Below are 15,692 nucleotides of genomic sequence, written 5' to 3'. Positions count from 1 at the left end.
ACGCTAATACGTATCAGCGCTAATACGCATTAGCAGATTTTGGAGGATGGCTTGGCGACGCGGCGGCTGACACAAAAGGACATTGCGAGATTGGCCGGCGTCAGCCAGGCGACCGTGTCCTTTGTGCTCAATGGCTCGCCGGAAAACGCCAACCGTATCCCTGCAGAGACGCGGGACCGCGTGCAGAAAGTGATCCGGGACACCGGCTATGTCGCTGATCCCGTCGCGCGTCGGATGGTCAAGGGTCTCAACCGCATTCTCGGCGTCTTCACCTATGAGCCCGCCTTCCCATCCGCTCAGGCAGACTTTTTCACGCCCTTCCTCCTCGGCATTGAGGAGGCAGCACAGGAGCTGGGCTATGACCTGCTGCTGTTGACCGGCGCGGGCGTCAAGCGGCGCATCTTTGGCGACAATGTCCGCCTTAGGCTCGCAGATGGCTGCATCATTCTCGGACGCCAATTCGATCACGATGAGTTAACCCGGCTGGTGGCTGGCGATTTTCCCTTCGTCGCCGTTGGCCGTCGAGACGATGCGGGCGGCCCCGTCCCCTATGTCGGTGGCGGCTATGTCGCGGGCACGGCAGCGCTCGTTCAGCGTGCCCGGGCCCTGGGCCACCATCGCATTGCCTATATCGGTCTCAATGAAGGCGCGGAATCGACGGTCGATCGCTGGATCGGCTTCGAGCCGGCGCTAAATGGTGCCGAACTCGTCCACACCCAATTTGCCGTGGCGCAACCGCCGGGCGAAACGCTCGATGCGCTGCTCGCGGCTGGCGCCACCTGCGTTTTCTTCACTGAATTGGCTGACGCCATCGCCGTCGACGCCGTCGCGCGTCATCGCGGCATCAGCGTTCCCGGCGATCTCTCGATCGTCGTTCTCGGCAATCACATCCGCGCCGAAGAACACGGCCGTCGCTTTACGTCCTTCTCCATTCCCCGCGAGGCCATGGGCCGCGCCGCCACCGAAATGCTGGTGCGGCGCGTGGAGAATGACGCCCCGGTCGAGCAGGTGCTGCTCGATTGCGCCATCGTCGAGGGTGACACCCTCGGCCCTCTTTCTACCCAACACATCCGGAACACATGACCAAAGAGCTTCACGCAGACATTCTCATCGTTGGTGGCGGGCTCGGTGGCGTTGCTGCAGCCCTTGGCGCCCTGCGCTCGGGCCGCACCGTCATCATGAGCGAGGAATTCGACTGGATCGGCGGCCAATTGACCAGCCAGGCGGTGCCGCCCGACGAGCATTCCTGGGTCGAGCAATTCGGCGTCACCCGCTCCTATCAGCAACTGCGCCGCGGCATCCGCCAGTATTATCGCGACAACTATCCGCTGACCGCGGAAAGCCGCGCCTGGGGCGATCTCAATCCCGGCGCCGGCTGGGTCAGTCGGCTGTGCGCCGAGCCGCGCGTTGGCCTTGCCGTGCTTGAAGCCATGCTCGCGCCGTGGCGTGGCGGCGGCAAGCTGACGGTGCTGCAGCCCTATCGTCCGGTCGCTGCCGATGTCGATGGCGACACGGTCCGCTCGATCACTCTCCGCCATCGCGACACGGGCCGCGAGATCGTCTGCTCGGCGCCCTATGTGATCGACGCAACCGAACTCGGCGATCTGCTGCCGCTGACCGGCACCGAATATGCCAAGGGTTTCGAGGCCCAGTCCGATACCGGCGAACCCAGTGCCCCCGATCACGCGCAGCCCGACAATGTGCAGGCCGTGTCGGTCTGTTTTGCCATCGATCACGTTGACGGCGACCAGACCATCGACAAGCCGGAAAACTACGATTTCTGGCGCAAGTATCAGCCTGAATTCTGGGGCGGACCGCTGCTTGGTTTCAAAGCGCCGCATCCGCGCACGCTCGAAATCACGGAGCGCTCTTTCACGCCCAATCCCGATGATGATCCGCTCCTCGTCGATGCCGACCAGCGCCGCAATGCCGGCGATGGCAATCTCTGGACGTTCCGCCGCATCGCCGCCCGCCGCAATTTCCAGCCCGGCGCCTACCAGTCCGACATCTGCCTCGTGAACTGGCCGATGATTGACTACATGGAGGCGACCATCATCGACGTGTCCGAAGAGGAAAAGGCTCGGCACCTCAAGGCCGCCGCCGATCTCTCCTATTCCGTCTTTTATTGGCTGCAGACCGAAGCGCCGCGCCTCGATGGCGGTCAGGGCTTTCCGGGCCTCCGCCTCCGCGGCGACGTCACCGGCACCGATCATGGCCTTGCCATGGCGCCCTATATCCGCGAAAGCCGCCGCATTCTGCCCGTCACGCGCATTGTCGAGCAGGACGTGTCGATGACCGTCCACGGCAATAGCCTTTCGAAAAGCTATCGCGACAGCGTCGGCATCGGCATGTACCGCATCGACCTCCACCCCTCGACTGGTGGCGACAATTATGTCGATGTGGAATCCGCACCCTTTGAAATCCCGCTCGGCGCGCTCCTGCCGCGTCGCGTCAAAAACCTGCTGCCGGCGGGCAAGAACCTCGGCACCACGCACATCACCAACGGCTGCTATCGCCTGCATCCAGTCGAATGGAACGTGGGCGAGGTCGCCGGCATGCTTGCCGCGCACTGCCTCAATCATGGCCTAACCCCGCATCAGGTGCAGGCCGATGACGGCAAACTTCAAGATTTTCAGGCTCAGCTCTACCGCGCCGGCGTCGAAATCCGCTGGCCGGACGTGCGCGGCTACTGATCGGCTCATCAACGGAGGAAACGATGACCAGACTTGCAATGCTCAAAGCCACGGCGGCTTCAGCCGGCATTCTTCTGCCTCTGGCCTGGGGCGGCGTCGCCTGGGCCCAGGACGCAGTCAATCTGCGCATGACCATCTGGAGCGCCAACGAGGCGCATCTGGCGCTCTTCAACGAGATCGGCGAAGGTTTTAAGGCCACGCACCCAAATGTGTCCGTCACCTTCGAACCGCTCCCGTTCGAAAACTACACGACGACGCTTACCACCCAGATCGCCGGCGGCAACCCGCCCGATCTTGCCTGGATTTTCGAAACCAGCGCCGCCGACTTCGTCAATTCCGGAGCCCTTGCGCCCCTGACCGAAGCCTTCACCAAGACCGAAGGCTACAACCTCGACGACGTTACGGACTCCGCAACGGCGCTCTGGACGCGCGATAGCCAGCTTTACGCCTATCCGTTCTCGACCTCGCCCTTCGCCGTTTTCGTCAACAATGATCTGGTGACCGCAGCCGGCGCCAAGACCCCGGCCGAACTTATCGCCTCGGGCGAATGGACCTGGGAAAACGCGCTCGCGACCGCCAAGGCCGTGGCTGACAGCGGCAAGGACGGCCTCGTCATCCGCGATTTCAATTACCAGACCTGGCAGAACCTGACCGCCTTCTGGCGCGGTTGGGGCGCGAATGCCTGGAGTGAAGACGGCAAGACCTGCGGCTTTGCTGAACAGCCCATGGTCGACGCCATGACCCGCCTTCATCAGGCCATCTTCGTCGATGGCGCCCTCCCCGGCCCCGGCGAAAATGTCGACTTCTTTGCCGGCGACGCCGCCATGACCATCACCCAGATTTCGCGCGCTTCGCTCCTTCCCAAGGACGATCCGTTCGATTGGGACCTGGTGCCGCTTCCGGAAGGTCCGGCCGGCGCTTATTCGGTCATCGGCCAGGCCGCCGTTGGCGCCTTCGCCAATCGTCCGAACACCGATGTTGCCGTCGAATTCCTCGGTTACATGACCAATCCGGAAAACAGCGAAAAGCTGGCCCAGTTCTTCCCGCCGGCCCGGGCAAACCTCCTCAACGCTGAAACCCTCGGCAAGACCAATCCGCTGCTCACCCCCGAGCAGATCGAAAACGTCGTCATCGCCGGCATCTCGAACGGCAAGGTGATCGCTGGTCACACCAACTTCGCCCAGATCCAGCAGACCATCCGCGCCTCGCTCGATGGCCTCTGGGTGGCCGATGCCGATGTGCCAGCCGTGCTCGCCAGCGTCTGCCAGGGCGTCAGCCCGCTCCTGATGCGCTGAACCTATCTGCTCCCCGGCTTTTCGTCGGGGAGCTTTCTTCGACCACCGAGGCGAAATGACCGATCACAGCGCCGCCCCAAACCAAAAACGCCCCTTCTGGACCATCGCCCGGAAGGACGCGGCTGCGGGTTTCCTCTTCATTGCGCCGCAGACCCTGGGCATCATCACCTTCGTGCTGATCCCGCTAGGGCTCGTCTTCTATTATTCGATGCACGAATGGAACGTGCTGGCGAATACCTTCACCTTTGTCGGCGACGCCAATTACCAGATGCTGCTGCGCGATCCGAACCTGCCGCCAGTGCTCTTGGCCTCGGCCATCTTTTCGGCTGGCCTCGTCGTCCTCAACCTCAGCCTCGCCTTGCTCCTGGCCGTGCTGCTCGATCAAAAGCTCAAAGGCATCGTCGTCTTCCGCACGCTGTTCTTCTCGCCGGTCGTGGTCTCGCTCGTCGCCTGGACCATCGTCTGGAGTTTCCTGCTGCAGGCCAATGGCGGCATCAACGGCATTCTCGCCGTCTTCGGCATCGAGGGCCCCAATTGGCTGCGTACGCCAACCACCGCGATGATTTCGGTCGTCGTCGTGCAGGTCTTCAAGAATGTCGGGCTCAATATGATCCTGTTCCTCGCCGCCCTCCAGGGCGTGCCCAAGGAACTCTACGAAGCTGCCCGGGTCGATGGCGCGAGCCCCTTCAAGCAGTTCCGCCGCATCACCCTGCCGATGATCTCGCCGACGATCCTTCTCACCTCGATCATCACCATCGTCGGCTCGCTGCAGGTCTTTGCCCAGATCGCCATCCTGACCAAAGGCGGCCCCGGCGTCTCGACCACGGTGCTGGTCTATTACCTCTACCAGCAGGCCTTCCAGTTCAATTTCTTCGGCTATGGCTCGACGCTCTCCATCCTCCTTTTCCTGATCGTCGCGGTGCTCACCTTCATCCAGTGGCAGATGCGCAAGCGGATCGTCTTCTATGAGAACTGACCTTTCACCCCGCCTGCGTGTCGCCCTTTATGGGTTGATGTGCGTGCTGCTCATCCCCTTTGTCTTCCCCACCTGGTGGATGATCACCTCATCGGTCAAACCAATCAGCGATATCTTCGCTTTCCCGCCCGATCTCTGGCCGCGCCGCTTCGATTTCTCGACCTATCAGCGCGTCTTCGAACTGCAGCCCTTCGCCCGGCAATATTGGAACTCGGCCTATATCGCCGCAATCGTCACCGCGGGCACCATGGTCGTCTCCTCCATGGCTGGCTACGCCTTCGCGCGCATCAAGTTTCCCTTCAGCAATGCCATCTTTATGATCGTGCTGCTGGGCCTCCTGATCCCGTCGGAAGTCACCATCGTGCCGCTCTTTCAGATGTTCCTGGGTTGGGGCATGATCAATACCCACTGGCCGCTGATCCTCGTGCCGATCTTCGGCGCCCCTTCGGTCTTTGCGACCTTCGTCATGCGTCAGTTCTTCATCGCCCTGCCCGGCGAGCTCGAAGAAGCCGCGCGCGTCGATGGCCTTGGCCGGTTCAAGATTTTCTGGACCATCGCTTTGCCGCTCGCCAAGCCTGCGCTCGGCGCCGTCGCGATCTTCACCTTCCTCCACTCGTGGAATCTCTACCTCGAGCCCATCGTTTTCCTCTCTTCGACCCAGATGTTTACCCTGCCCCAGGCGCTGACCCAGTTCACCGACGCCTATGGCGGCGCCATGTGGAACATCCAGCTCGCCGCTGCGACCATGACCGCCATTCCCGTTCTCCTGGTCTTCATCGTCGCGCAGAAGCAGTTCGTCGAAGGTCTCGCCCATACCGGTTTGAAAGGCTGATCCATGGCCCCCGTCTCCCTCCATTCCGTCAAGAAAGCCTATGGCGACGTCCAGATCCTCCATGGCATCGACGTCGATATCGCCGATGGCGAATTCATCGTCCTCGTCGGGCCATCGGGCTGCGGCAAGTCCACCTTGCTCCGCATGATCGCGGGCCTTGAAACCATCACTAAGGGCGACATTCGCATCGGGGATCGGATCGTCAACGATCTTGAGCCCAAGGACCGGGACATCGCCATGGTGTTCCAGAATTATGCGCTTTATCCCCATATGACGGTCGCGACCAATATGGGTTTTTCGCTTGAACATCGCGGCGCCTCGAAGGCCGAGATCGCCGAGCGCGTCAAATGGGCCGCCGATATCCTCGACCTCTCGCACCTCCTCGATCGCTATCCCCGACAGCTGTCCGGCGGCCAGCGCCAGCGCGTCGCCATGGGCCGCGCCATCGTGCGCAATCCGCAGGTGTTTCTCTTCGATGAACCGCTGAGCAATCTCGATGCCAAGCTGCGCGTCGTCATGCGCGGCGAGATCAAGGCGCTGCATCACCGCCTCGGCGTCACGACCGTCTACGTCACCCACGATCAGATCGAAGCCATGACCATGGCTGACCGCATCGTCGTGATGCATGCCGGCAAGGTCGAACAGATCGGCGCGCCATTGGAACTCTACGATCGCCCTGCCAATCTCTTCGTCGCCGGTTTCATCGGCTCGCCGGCCATGAACATTCTGGGCGGCACAATCGAAGGCGCCGAGTTCAAGGCTGCCGGCGTTACCCTGCCCCTGCCTTCTGGCGTCACCGCGACTGGCGCCGCCAGCTATGGCATCCGTCCCGAACACTTCCAGCTTTCGCCGCAGGGTCTTCCCGCCGTGGTCTCGCTGGTCGAGCCGATGGGTTCTGAAACTCAGGTCACCATGACCCTTGGCGAACACTTGGTCACCGGCGTCTTCCGCGAGCGCGTTGCCGCCCGCCCCGGCGAAACCATCCACATTCTACCCGACCTTGCCGCCGTCCATCTCTTCGACGCCACAACCGGCCAGAGGATCAACTGATGTACGCCACGACCCCGCTTTACCAAAGGCTGACCGATGGCAGTTTTCCGATCATCGTCTCGCTTGCCCGGCACGATCTCGATCTCGCCAAAGCCGCGCTCGATGCAGGCGCCTATGCGCTCAAAACCCATCTCAACGCCTATCACCGCGCCACCGGCACGACTTTCGGCTCCTTTGCCGAAGAACGCCCCTTTTTCGAAGAGCTTTCAGAGCTCGGCTGCCCTCTCCTCGTCATGGCGGGCCAAGAGACGGTCCCGACCGCGGAAGAAATGGACGCGCTGCACACCCTCGGCTTTGAAGGCTTCAACGTCTATGTGGATCACCTGCAGCCGCACCTGCTACAATCAAAACTTCGCCCCATGCCCGCCCTCGCCTCGACCAGCACGCCCGAGGACGTGACAAAAATCGCCGCCATACCGGGCTGCATCATCGAAGCCTCGGTCATGCCCTTCGAGCGCTATCGTACGGCCATGACCCCAACCGAACTTCAGCGCTACGCCGACATCGTTACCGCCGTCGATGTCCCCGTCATCGTCCCAAGCCAACTTCTGCTGACACCAGACGACGCCCTTGCCCTGCGCCAAGCCGGCATAGCCGCCCCGCTCCTCGGCGCCATCGTGACAGGGGATACACCCAGCTCCATGTCCAAGGCTGTCGGCAATCTCCACAAGGCCCTGGCAAGCGCCTGAGGCCTTCAAAAGCCGCCCCACATCGGAGAAGAAGCGCTCTGCGCATCGGCCTCACGCCGAACAACACGTGCTGGCTGCAACGGCGGCATTGAAAATGCCGTCGCGAAACGTGGCTTTGCGTAGGCGCGCCGTGGCATACGCATAGCTCAATCGCACAACAATGACCTTTAATTGGCTGGGGTGCTAGGATTCGAACCTAGGAATGCCGGTACCAAAAACCGGTGCCTTACCACTTGGCGACACCCCAACTGTGGCGGGTTCCTACACGGTTTAAAACGAAGGCGCAACACGGGTTGCGCCTTGTTCACAGACCCGCGCCGCGCCACCTCAAAGCGCCGTCCCTCCCGGATCAGACGACAGCCACGATCATAGATTCCGCGGCAACCGCGCCAGCGCAATGTCCGCTCAAGCGTCGAAACGCGCAGCGCCGGCAAACCCGTCACAGCCGATCATCGCGATTAGGAAAAGAATGGTGGGTGCGACAGGGATTGAACCTGTGACCCCTGCCGTGTGAAGGCAGTGCTCTCCCGCTGAGCTACGCACCCGCTGCTTAGCGGCAGGGAAATGAGAGATGGTGGGCGTAACAAGGATCGAACTTGTGACCCCCTCGATGTCAACGAGGTGCTCTCCCGCTGAGCTATACGCCCATCTCTCCGGGACCGATTCAGCGTTCGCCGTTCCGGTGGCGCGGATAAACCATGAAGCGACCAATGGGTCAATAGGTTCATTTCCGCGCCTGTGGATTTCTTCGTTCGCATGCCTTCCAAAAGTGGATACCGGTTTTGCGACAAAGGCATGCGCGTCACCATCAGGCGGCGAGCAGTCGCTCCACTTCCGACACCAGGTCCTTCAAATGGAAGGGCTTGGACAGGACCGAGGCATCCTTGGGCGCATCGCTGTCGGGATTCAGGGCGACGGCGGCAAAACCGGTGATGAACATGACCTTGAGGTCAGGATCGAGCTCGGTGGCGCGGCGCGCCAGTTCGATCCCGTCCATTTCCGGCATCACGATATCGCTCAGGAGCAGCGAGAAAGGCTCTTCGCGTAAGCGCTCATAGGCGGAAAGCCCGTTGTCGAAGGACACGACATCGTAGCCCGCATTCTTGAGCGCCCGCGTAAGGAACTGGCGCATATCATTATCGTCTTCGGCGAGCAGAATTCGCTTCATCAAAAACCTCTAAAAGGGCCCGTTCGGCGGTGAGTCGGTCTTTAGCGATGTTTAATTCAGATTTGAGCGGACGCAAACCGGCTCAATCAAACCTGCGCTCTTTTTGCTGGCGTCTGGACAAGTTGGTTGCGCCGCGCGACACTTGGGTGACAGCAAATCACTAGGACTGCGCCGTCCTGGCGCCGTCTGCGGAGGCAGCGTGCGATCCGACTATTGGGATCAACCGGCATTTGAAACCATCCGGCCCCGCCGCATGGTCGCGCCCATCGTGTTCAACTCGCCCCATTCGGGCCGCAACTACCCCCCGCGCTTCCTTGCGATGACGCGGCTCGATCACCTGTCGATTCGCCAGTCCGAAGACGCCTTCATCGATGAGCTGTTTTCGCGCGCGCCCCATCTTGGTGCCCCGCTTTTGCGCGCGCATTTCCCGCGCGCCTATCTCGATGTCAATCGCGAGCCCTGGGAACTTGATCCCACCATGTTCGTCGAGCCACTCTCGGATCGGTTCAACACCACCTCGCCGCGCGTCGCAGCCGGCCTCGGCACGCTCGCCAAGGTGGTCGCCGAAAACAAACCTATCTATCGCGATCGCCTGACGCTCGAAGATGCGCGCATGCGCATCGAGGGCATTTATCATCCCTATCACGCCGCGCTCCAAAACCTTCTCAGCGAGGCATCGGCCAGCTTCGGCGTGTCTGTGCTGATCGATTGCCATTCCATGCCGCGCCTTGGGCGCCATGGCGAGCGCGCCACGCCCGATATCGTCCTCGGCGATCGCTATGGCACGACCTGCTCGCCCGCCCTCATCGACCTTGTCGAAACCGGTTTCAGCGCCGCCGGCCTCAAGGTCGCGCGCAATCGGCCTTATGCCGGTGGCTTCTGTACCCGCGCTTATGGAAGGCCGCAGCATGGCGTCCACGCGCTCCAGATCGAGATCAGCCGCCATCTCTACATGAACGAGGCAACGCTTGAAAAAAGCGCCGGCTTCGAGCCGCTCCGCCAACTTGTCGAGAGCATGATCCACGCCGTCATCGGCATCGATCTCGTGCAGTTGGCGATGCCGCAGGCTACCGCCGAGCGCGCTGCCGCCGAGTAGCGCTTGTCAGGCGCCAAGCCAGCCAATACACCTTGCCCGCCCCGGCCGAGGATTTTTTCATGACCAGCGCCACGCCCGATTTCGCCCGCGTCGAAGCAACTCTTATCGCCGCTGCCGAGGCTGCCGCCGCGCACACCTTGCCGCTCTTTCGCTCTGGGCTTGCTGTCGATAACAAGCTCGCCGTGGGCTTTGATCCGGTGACCGAGGCCGACAAGGGCGCCGAAAAAGTCATCCGCACCATCATCGAAGAGGCTTTTCCCGATCATGCCGTCATCGGCGAGGAATGGGGCACGAGCGGCGAGAGCCGGTTTTCCTGGATCATCGATCCGGTCGATGGCACCAGGGCCTTTATTTCCGGCGCGCCCGTCTGGGGCACGCTGATCGGCTTTGCCGTGGATGGCGTCGCCGTCGCCGGCATCATGAGTCAGCCCTTTATCGGCGAAACCTTCCTCGCCGTCCCCGGCCAGTCCCGCTACGGTCGCGGCGATATCAGCCAGCCCAATCGGACCACCGCGCTCACCGATCTGTCGGCAGCCCGGGTCTTCACCACGACGCCGCGTCTTTTCAACACGCCCGAACTGCTCGCCAAATGGCACGCGATCGAAGCCGCTACCCGCCTTCAGCGCTTCGGCATGGATTGCTATGGCTATGCCCTCCTCGCCGCCGGCCATGCCGATCTCGTCATCGAGCCCTATCTCAACACCTACGACATCGCCGCCCTCGTCCCCATCATCCGCGAAGCCGGCGGCGCCATCGCCTGCTGGGACGGCTCGGAGCCCACCGGCGGCGGCAATGTCATCGCCGCGGCTAATGAGACGCTGCTCGAAAAAGCATTGGCGCTCGTCAACGCGGCGTGAAGGTTATTGGAAGGCGATCGAAGACACGAAGCGCGGCCGGTAGGCTGCGCGCGCCGAAAACGTGACGTCGCTGATCCCGAACCCGGCGACCATCGCTTCATGTGGCACGAAGCTCTCCGTCAGCAGCACCGAATCTCCATCCGCCATCTCGGGGAAAAGCGAGGTGTTGAGTGCGGTGCCGGGCACGTTGTTCCCCACGCTCTGCGACCAGCGTAGAACGAACTCGCCGTTCACACGCCCGATACTGCTGACCCGCAATCCACCGTCATTGGCGCTATAGACCGTCTGCCGCAAAAGGGTCAGCATGTTAGTGAGCTTGGCCTTGGTCAGTGAGGACTTTTCACGCGCCAGCATGTCACCGATGGTGAATGTTGCTTTCTCGACGTTTTGCGCCGTTCGAAACATATCGAAAGCTGTTAGCGACGCGAGGAGCAGCGCCAGCAATATGGGCAGAAACATCGCAAACTCCGTCGCCGAAGCCCCACGCTCATTTCTTAAAAACCGAATGAAAATCTGCGTCATCATGCGGGCTCGTTGATGAATGCGGATTTGGAAATGAGCCGCAGCGCGCCGCTTTCGTCCTTGTTCAGTGCGAGCGATAGGCCAAGGCCGGGCGTTATCGGAGAAACAACGTAACAAGCGCGCACGAACATAATGTCCGAACGTGCGCCACCATTAAAGCGCAGCACCGGGGCAATCTCACTTCGCCGGTCAACGCATTTGGTATCATCGGTTGGATAGCTCGCCGCCCCAGCGGTTATGGGGATCAATTCGAGTGCTAGTGAGGCCTCGCAATTGAGAAGCACCATAGCGCGCTCGCACACTTTTGTCCGCATCGCTTCATGCGTAGGATTGGCAAATGTGCCAAGGCGCAGTTCGCGCACCGTCATGTCGACTGCCCGGTCAAGCATGATCGACTGCAGCATGATCCAGCCGCCTTCAAAGGTCGAAAAGATTATGGCGAGCAGCATGGGCACAACCAGCGCGAACTCGACCGCCGCAGCGCCACGCGTGTCCCTGCGGAGCCATCGTGCCAAGGTGAGAATGGATAGGCTCATTGGGTGAGCTTCAAGCTTTGGATATTGTTGGCGATCGATTGAAACGCCAGCGTGATGCCGCTGCCCGTCACGTTGTAGAAGTGGCTGGCGCTCGAGGCGCAGGTCGTGAGGTCGGCGTTGGTGGTGTAAAATCCGATCGTAAAGACAATCACGCCCTTCTCTTTGGCTACCTGGCAAACGCGGCGCAGCGACGTCGAGGCAGCCGACTGTGATTGGTAATCGTTGTTGCTTGCACCGCCTTCGGGATTGCGCGGATAGTTATACAAGCCAGGCTTCGGACGCCGTTGGGCGGAGATTCCGCCATCCGTCATCAGCACCAGAATTTTCAGTGTTTCACCATCGTCGAACGCAGCAGGACGATTGGCAAACTGCATAGGTACCTGTCCCGCTGCCGCCATCCGTCCGATAAATGGCCGCGCGGAAGGATCCAGCAGTAAAAATCCCCAGTTTGTAGCGACGCCGGAACCAGTCCCGTCATGAAGTTTGAGACTGTCGATCCTCGTCTTCAGTGCGTTCGCATTATTCGAGAGATAGGTGATGGAGGTTGCTTCATACGGGCAGTAGGACCACTCCTTGCCGGCAGGGTTGTCCTTATGGTTCTCGGTAAAATGCGGCACTTGAGCGCGTTGGTTGAACGCTACCCAGCCGGTGCCGTAGTCCTTATTGCCCGCGTGGTCGAATTCAACGCAGGACGAGTAATTGTGCTGACGGGTCACACCGAGAAGCCCGAAGGCGATGGAGCCGACATTGACCGTACCCGCATAAGGCACGATGCTGATCGAGGTATAGGGCGCGGTATCAGGCGTGATCATCGCATCGATGAATTGCTTGGCCGCAGGCCGCAACAAACTGATACGAGAAGGACTGTTTTCAGTCATCGAGCCCGAGATATCGAGCATCAGCGAGATTTCGAGGTTCTGCTTTCGCTCCTGCGCGGTAGCCGTTGCCACCATCGGCAGCGTGTTGATGCCGATGAGCGGCAAAAAGCTGGTTTGCATCTCATATCGCCCGGTAATCGTTACCGAGCGGTGGTTCAACGCAGCTGTGTAATCGTAGTCGAGATCGACCTGATCAATGAATGTAACGGTCTTGAGGTACTCGCGCGCCGTCGCTTCGACCGATTTCTTCTGAGTCAGCGCCGCTGCTGCTAGTACAGCGCGATCGACACCATCTTGAAGCTGAACACGGTGCATCTCATAGCGCGCGATATCGGTAGCGCCGCCTGCCAAGACCAACATCGGTATGATCATAAAGGCAACGATGATGGTTACGTTGCCATTCTGGTCGGCCAGTAATTGCCTGAAAAGACGCACTTCGGCCCCTCGTGATCCTTCTGGATCAGGAAAAACCCTTAGTGAGATTGCCCTAAGAAACGCTTAGCGGGTCTGATTTGTGATGAAGGCGTCGAAGGCCGCCAGCACTTGGCCGCGCACGGGGTCGGTTTCCATGAACAGTTCATGCTTGGCGCCAGCGACGACGACGTGCCGTCCATTGCGGAGCCGCAGGCCGAGCTGTTCGAGCGCCGGGGTGGAGACGATCGTGTCGCGCGCCGCGGCAAGCACGAGGAGCGGGATCTGCAGCCGGCTCGCAAACTCTTCGCGATTGGCTTCGACCATGGCGCGCATCGCCGCCGCCAGCCACCGAAAGCTGGGCGAGCCGAGATAAAGACTATCGTCGGAGCGGATGGTTTCGACCATACGCATATAGCGCAGCATGTCCGAGGTCAGGGGATTATCGAGAAAGCTTGCTTCGGTCGGCCTCTTGTCGCCCCGCCGCTTGAGCGGCACGGCGCCTAGCCCGATAAAGCTCAGGACTTCGGCAAAGCCGCCCCAGGCGCCAAGACTGTCTTCCATGCCCGAAAGACTGACCATGGGCGCCGACAGAAACATGCGGTCGAACATCATCCGGTCGCGCGTCGCGGCAAAGAGCGAAGCGAGCCCGCCCATGGAATGCCCGACCAGATAGAATGGCGGCGGGCAGTCGGGCAGCAGGATTTCGCCGTGAAAGGTTTTGAGATCGGTCCAATAATCCTCGAACCGGTCGACATAACCCACCGCCGGATTGCCGATCAGCCGGTCCGAGCCACCCTGCCCGCGCCAGTCAAAGGTCGCGACCGCAAAGCCGCGCGCCTGAAAATCGGCGACCGTCTCGAAATACTTTTCGATATATTCCGTGCGTCCCTGGACAAGGCACACTGTGCCGCGATGCGGCCCCGCCGATTTCGGCCAGATCGCATAGCGTAGCTTGACCCGGTCCGGGGTCGTCACAAAGCCCACCCGGACGCCGTCCGGCACCGGATTGGAGGGGACGATGGCAAGCTTGGGTCCAGTGGGATCGACCTTTGCGGTCACGGGCGCCTCCGAATTTGAGCCGCACGATAAACGCGCTAGGTAAAGAAAAGCCAGCATTCCGGGCTGGCGGAACACTGGCTTTCTTTAACCGACGGTTCCGTGCGGGGGGCGGATGACGGAACCGCTTTGTAGACCGTGTGGCCTACGCTGACTTTATGCGCCCCAGCGCCTGAACCGGGCCGGACCCTATCATTCATATTCGGTTCATCGGGCACGCCATGAGAGATGCGTTTTTCCCCTCTTGAACCCCGAAAACCCGCACCTAAATATCATTCGTTCGCCGGATTTCCGGGGACACCGGCCCTGCCAAACGGTCGCTCGCCACTTCTGGGAGCACCACGGGAGCCGTCGGCGAGGGGTGCCAAATGCACCCGAAAACACACGTTGCTTTACGGAGAATGTGACAAATGCAGACCTTTGATTTTTCCCCCTTCTATCGCTCCACCGTCGGCTTTGACCGTCTGTTCAACCGCCTCGACACGCTGGGCACCCAGGAAACCAAATCCTACCCGCCCTATAATATCGAGCGCACCGGCGAAGATGCCTATCGCATCTCCATTGCCGTAGCCGGGTTCTCCAATGGCGACATCGCCATCGAGACTAAGGAGAACAGCCTCGTCGTCAAAGGCGCAAAGGCCGCCGAGAGCGCCGATGCCAAGCGCGAATTCCTCCATCGCGGCATTGCCGAACGCGCCTTCGAGCTGCGTTTCCAGCTTGCCGATTATGTCGAGGTTCAGGGCGCAACGCTCGAAAACGGCCTGCTCCATCTCGAACTGAAGCGCGAACTGCCCGAAAGCAAGAAGCCGCGCACCATTTCGATCAATGGCAGCACCCCGACGATCGAGGACAAGTCGGTTAACTAAACCGATAGTTCCGGAATGAAGAAGGCGCGGTCCCCCAAGGGCCGCGCTTTTTGTTTGTCAGCCCTGTCTTGGGTGCGAGGAACGAGTCACCAGTCTGGCCAGTTGAAGATGCACACGGCTCAAGAGCCCTCAGTTTCAAAACCAGCGTCAGGACCATTCCCGATGAAGACTCCCTCGATCACCCTCAAATCCAATGCCAAGGCCGCCGTCATCGACGTGCTCAATGCCCGCCTCGCCGACGCCATCGACCTCGCCCTGATCACCAAGCAAGCCCACTGGAATTTGAAGGGCCCCAATTTCATCGGCGTCCATGAAATGCTCGATCCCATGCGCGCGGCAATCGACAATCACGTCGACATCATCGCCGAACGCGTCGCCCAGCTCGACGGCATTGCGCTTGGCACCAGCCAGGTTGTCGCCAAAGCCACGAGCCTCGAAGCCTATCCCACCGATATCCGCAAGGTTGCCGATCACCTCGCCGCCCTCGCCGAGCGCTATGCTGCCCTCGCCAACCAGGTCCGCGAAGATATCGACACCACCGACGAAGCCGGCGATGCCGACACGGCCGATATTCTCACCAATTTCTCGCGCGAGCTCGACAAGGACCTGTGGTTCATCAAATCCCATCTCGAATAGGATTTACCCGCCATTAACCATAAAAAGCGCGCCGACCAGCGCGCTTTTTGCGTTTTGTAGCGTGGTTCTCCTACGCTTTCCTATTCTTTCGCCAGCAAAGTCCTATTATTTGTGTCTCAAATCTGGCA

Annotated in this window: 16 protein-coding genes and 3 tRNA genes; 11 read left to right on the top strand and 8 right to left on the bottom strand. The window is 60.8% G+C overall.

Features of this window, described 5'->3' with window-relative positions:
• Positions 1-51 precede the first annotated feature (51 nt).
• From DevBK_RS16080 to DevBK_RS16050, 7 genes are read left to right on the top strand one after another with little or no spacing between them, the layout of a single operon-like run.
• Positions 52-1,083: a LacI family DNA-binding transcriptional regulator gene (locus tag DevBK_RS16080; protein WP_317186181.1), complete on the top strand. Its 1,032-nt coding sequence runs from the start codon at positions 52-54 to the stop codon at positions 1,081-1,083.
• On the top strand, positions 1,080-2,693 hold the full coding sequence (locus tag DevBK_RS16075) for an FAD-dependent oxidoreductase (RefSeq protein ID WP_317186180.1): 1,614 nt from the start codon (positions 1,080-1,082) through the stop codon (positions 2,691-2,693). Before DevBK_RS16080 ends, DevBK_RS16075 begins: the two co-directional genes overlap by 4 nt.
• A gap of 23 nt (positions 2,694-2,716) precedes the next feature.
• Positions 2,717-3,988, top strand: coding sequence for a sugar ABC transporter substrate-binding protein (locus tag DevBK_RS16070; protein WP_317186179.1), 1,272 nt, complete (start codon positions 2,717-2,719; stop codon positions 3,986-3,988).
• 55 nt (positions 3,989-4,043) lie between these two features.
• Positions 4,044-4,964 (top strand): sugar ABC transporter permease, encoded by a 921-nt coding sequence (locus DevBK_RS16065; RefSeq protein WP_317186178.1) that lies wholly within the window; start codon positions 4,044-4,046, stop codon positions 4,962-4,964.
• Complete coding sequence (locus DevBK_RS16060) at positions 4,954-5,796, top strand: carbohydrate ABC transporter permease (RefSeq protein ID WP_046142392.1); 843 nt, start codon at positions 4,954-4,956, stop codon at positions 5,794-5,796. The genes DevBK_RS16065 and DevBK_RS16060 overlap by 11 nt, the downstream gene beginning before the upstream one ends.
• Before the next feature lie 3 nt (positions 5,797-5,799).
• The gene (locus tag DevBK_RS16055) at positions 5,800-6,846 is read left to right on the top strand and encodes a sn-glycerol-3-phosphate ABC transporter ATP-binding protein UgpC (RefSeq protein WP_317186177.1); all 1,047 of its coding nucleotides are present in this window, start codon (positions 5,800-5,802) and stop codon (positions 6,844-6,846) included.
• Positions 6,846-7,535 (top strand): hypothetical protein, encoded by a 690-nt coding sequence (locus tag DevBK_RS16050; protein ID WP_317186176.1) that lies wholly within the window; start codon positions 6,846-6,848, stop codon positions 7,533-7,535. The genes DevBK_RS16055 and DevBK_RS16050 overlap by 1 nt, the downstream gene beginning before the upstream one ends.
• A 172-nt stretch (positions 7,536-7,707) precedes the next feature.
• On the opposite strand, the gene DevBK_RS16045 is transcribed toward DevBK_RS16050, so the two are convergent.
• The 4 genes from DevBK_RS16045 to cpdR all read right to left on the bottom strand — a co-directional run bounded on the left by DevBK_RS16045 (position 7,708) and on the right by cpdR (position 8,703).
• A tRNA-Gln gene (locus DevBK_RS16045) sits at positions 7,708-7,782 on the bottom strand.
• Positions 7,783-8,005: 223 nt separating this feature from the next.
• Positions 8,006-8,080, bottom strand: a tRNA-Val gene (locus DevBK_RS16040).
• A gap of 27 nt (positions 8,081-8,107) precedes the next feature.
• Positions 8,108-8,182, bottom strand: a tRNA-Val gene (locus DevBK_RS16035).
• Positions 8,183-8,343: 161 nt separating this feature from the next.
• On the bottom strand, positions 8,344-8,703 hold the full coding sequence (cpdR, locus tag DevBK_RS16030) for a cell cycle two-component system response regulator CpdR (RefSeq protein WP_061909614.1): 360 nt from the start codon (positions 8,701-8,703) through the stop codon (positions 8,344-8,346).
• Between the two features lie 199 nt (positions 8,704-8,902).
• Here cpdR and DevBK_RS16025 point away from each other — a divergent pair, with 199 nt between their 5' ends.
• Positions 8,903-9,799: an N-formylglutamate amidohydrolase gene (locus DevBK_RS16025; protein WP_317186175.1), complete on the top strand. Its 897-nt coding sequence runs from the start codon at positions 8,903-8,905 to the stop codon at positions 9,797-9,799.
• A gap of 59 nt (positions 9,800-9,858) precedes the next feature.
• Positions 9,859-10,656, top strand: coding sequence for a histidinol-phosphatase (gene hisN / locus DevBK_RS16020; RefSeq protein ID WP_317186174.1), 798 nt, complete (start codon positions 9,859-9,861; stop codon positions 10,654-10,656).
• Between the two features lie 3 nt (positions 10,657-10,659).
• On the opposite strand, the gene DevBK_RS16015 is transcribed toward hisN, so the two are convergent.
• The 4 genes from DevBK_RS16015 to DevBK_RS16000 form a co-directional block, all read right to left on the bottom strand.
• Positions 10,660-11,181, bottom strand: a complete 522-nt coding sequence (locus DevBK_RS16015; RefSeq protein WP_317186173.1) for a TadE/TadG family type IV pilus assembly protein — start codon at positions 11,179-11,181, stop codon at positions 10,660-10,662.
• Positions 11,178-11,714, bottom strand: coding sequence for a TadE/TadG family type IV pilus assembly protein (locus DevBK_RS16010; protein ID WP_317186172.1), 537 nt, complete (start codon positions 11,712-11,714; stop codon positions 11,178-11,180). Before DevBK_RS16010 ends, DevBK_RS16015 begins: the two co-directional genes overlap by 4 nt.
• The gene (locus DevBK_RS16005) at positions 11,711-13,027 is read right to left on the bottom strand and encodes a pilus assembly protein TadG-related protein (protein ID WP_317186171.1); all 1,317 of its coding nucleotides are present in this window, start codon (positions 13,025-13,027) and stop codon (positions 11,711-11,713) included. Before DevBK_RS16005 ends, DevBK_RS16010 begins: the two co-directional genes overlap by 4 nt.
• Before the next feature lie 63 nt (positions 13,028-13,090).
• Complete coding sequence (locus DevBK_RS16000) at positions 13,091-14,065, bottom strand: alpha/beta hydrolase (RefSeq protein ID WP_317186170.1); 975 nt, start codon at positions 14,063-14,065, stop codon at positions 13,091-13,093.
• 407 nt (positions 14,066-14,472) lie between these two features.
• On the opposite strand from DevBK_RS16000, the gene DevBK_RS15995 reads away from it, so the two are divergent.
• Both DevBK_RS15995 and dps read left to right on the top strand, forming a co-directional pair.
• On the top strand, positions 14,473-14,928 hold the full coding sequence (locus DevBK_RS15995; protein WP_061909628.1) for an Hsp20 family protein: 456 nt from the start codon (positions 14,473-14,475) through the stop codon (positions 14,926-14,928).
• A gap of 162 nt (positions 14,929-15,090) precedes the next feature.
• Positions 15,091-15,564 carry a DNA starvation/stationary phase protection protein Dps gene (gene dps / locus DevBK_RS15990; RefSeq protein WP_046144029.1) on the top strand — a complete coding sequence of 158 codons (474 nt, stop codon included), beginning with the start codon at positions 15,091-15,093 and terminating at the stop codon, positions 15,562-15,564.
• The last annotated feature ends 128 nt before the right edge of the window (positions 15,565-15,692 follow it).

The organism is Devosia sp. BK (assembly GCF_032907385.1).
Lineage (GTDB): Bacteria > Pseudomonadota > Alphaproteobacteria > Rhizobiales > Devosiaceae > Devosia.
This window is presented reverse-complemented; position numbering and strand designations above follow the sequence as displayed.

Bases quoted from the DNA above. Each gene is read 5' to 3' on its own strand.
- DevBK_RS16075 (WP_317186180.1), top strand. From the start codon at position 1,080: ATGACCAAAGAGCTTCACGCAGACATTCTCATCGTTGGTGGCGGGCTC.
- DevBK_RS16070 (WP_317186179.1), top strand. From the start codon at position 2,717: ATGACCAGACTTGCAATGCTCAAAGCCACGGCGGCTTCAGCCGGCATT.
- DevBK_RS16065 (WP_317186178.1), top strand. From the start codon at position 4,044: ATGACCGATCACAGCGCCGCCCCAAACCAAAAACGCCCCTTCTGGACC.
- DevBK_RS16060 (WP_046142392.1), top strand. From the start codon at position 4,954: ATGAGAACTGACCTTTCACCCCGCCTGCGTGTCGCCCTTTATGGGTTG.
- DevBK_RS16055 (WP_317186177.1), top strand. From the start codon at position 5,800: ATGGCCCCCGTCTCCCTCCATTCCGTCAAGAAAGCCTATGGCGACGTC.
- DevBK_RS16050 (WP_317186176.1), top strand. From the start codon at position 6,846: ATGTACGCCACGACCCCGCTTTACCAAAGGCTGACCGATGGCAGTTTT.
- cpdR (WP_061909614.1), bottom strand. From the start codon at position 8,703: ATGAAGCGAATTCTGCTCGCCGAAGACGATAATGATATGCGCCAGTTC.
- hisN (WP_317186174.1), top strand. From the start codon at position 9,859: ATGACCAGCGCCACGCCCGATTTCGCCCGCGTCGAAGCAACTCTTATC.
- DevBK_RS16015 (WP_317186173.1), bottom strand. From the start codon at position 11,181: ATGATGACGCAGATTTTCATTCGGTTTTTAAGAAATGAGCGTGGGGCT.
- DevBK_RS16010 (WP_317186172.1), bottom strand. From the start codon at position 11,714: ATGAGCCTATCCATTCTCACCTTGGCACGATGGCTCCGCAGGGACACG.
- DevBK_RS15995 (WP_061909628.1), top strand. From the start codon at position 14,473: ATGCAGACCTTTGATTTTTCCCCCTTCTATCGCTCCACCGTCGGCTTT.
- dps (WP_046144029.1), top strand. From the start codon at position 15,091: ATGAAGACTCCCTCGATCACCCTCAAATCCAATGCCAAGGCCGCCGTC.